Source organism: Nitrosophilus sp. (assembly GCF_982775275.1).
The window spans coordinates 1-1,106 of the sequence record NZ_CEXZHP010000332.1 but is presented as its reverse complement, the minus strand read 5'-3'; the positions used below and the strand labels follow the sequence as shown (position 1 = coordinate 1,106).

The following is a 1,106-nucleotide window of genomic DNA, read 5'->3' as shown; positions in this document are numbered from 1 at the left end:
TGTTGCTCTCACAGCCATATCCCACTCTTTAGGTGTTGCATCTATAGTCATTTCTTCCTCCAAAATAATGATTAAATTTCATAGATAAATTTTGTGTAATTTTTTTCTAAATAATTTTTTTAAATTTTTTTTCTAAATAATATTTCTATTATTTTTATCCATCGACTTGCATTATTAAAATTACATAGAGTAGAATATCACAATCACATAGTAATAGGTAAACTTATGCAAGAGAAAATATTTTTAGATCAGAATGAATTAGCTGAAAGATGGCTGCGTTCACCACGAACATTAGAAGCCTGGAGAGCTAATGGCAAAGGACCTTCATACACCAAAATTGGTGGCAAGGTTTTATACAAAATTACAGACATAGAAGAATTAGAGAAGCAATCCGAAGTAGGAGAATAAATTGGTTAATGCCAGGAGCAAAGGGAGAAGAGGCGAAAGAGAAGTGATAGACGAAATCAAATCATTACTAGGTATCCAACTAGAAGTAAATTATTCGCAAACCTTTGGCGGTGGCCACGATCTATTAGGATTAGATGGTTTTGCCATAGAGGTAAAACGCAGAAAACAAATCACACAAGCAGATTTAAAAAATTTTTGGGAACAAACTACAAGACAAGCAACAAAGATTAATTTGTTACCTTGTCTTTGGTTTAGAGCAGATAGGAGTGAGTGGCGTGTAATGATTGCAGACCTTTACGCACTAAAGAAAGGACTGTTTGAAATAGAAGATTTTAATATTGCTTCTAATATTTCTACAGAACTTTTTGCGGCAATAATGAGAGAGGAATTTAATCTTGGCACACTCAATACTAGCACCCAGTAGCATTAATAGGATTATTAGGTGTCCTGCAAGTGCGAGAATAAAAGCGGAAGCTGAACGCAAAGGAAGTTTAGCAGCAGCAAGAGGTACACAGATACACGAAATGGTAGAAATGAGATTAAAAAATAGATTAGAGGGAATAACTCTTGCTGACTATTGGCTTGGTAAAGATTGTGATGTTGATGGATTTGAGTTTACGATCAACCAAGATGACATAAACATGGCAGAGAACTATGTTGATTATGTTTTAAAAAGAAAAGAAGATTTAAACGGAAGA

The 1,106-nt window shown here is 34.1% G+C and carries 3 protein-coding genes; all 3 read left to right on the top strand.

Translation table 11 applies throughout. From position 1 onward, the window contains the following. Window positions 1-225 precede the first annotated feature (225 nt). A complete protein-coding gene (locus AC30RD_RS09790) occupies window positions 226-408 on the top strand; it encodes a helix-turn-helix transcriptional regulator (protein ID WP_489494373.1) in 183 nt (60 codons plus the stop codon). A gap of 1 nt (window position 409) precedes the next feature. After that, window positions 410-832, top strand: coding sequence for a putative PDDEXK endonuclease (locus AC30RD_RS09785; RefSeq protein WP_489494372.1), 423 nt, complete (start codon window positions 410-412; stop codon window positions 830-832). Continuing rightward, window positions 804-1,106, top strand: a 303-nt coding sequence (locus tag AC30RD_RS09780) for a DUF2800 domain-containing protein (RefSeq protein ID WP_489494371.1), incomplete at its 3' end; no start/stop codon positions are given. The genes AC30RD_RS09785 and AC30RD_RS09780, both read left to right, overlap by 29 nt.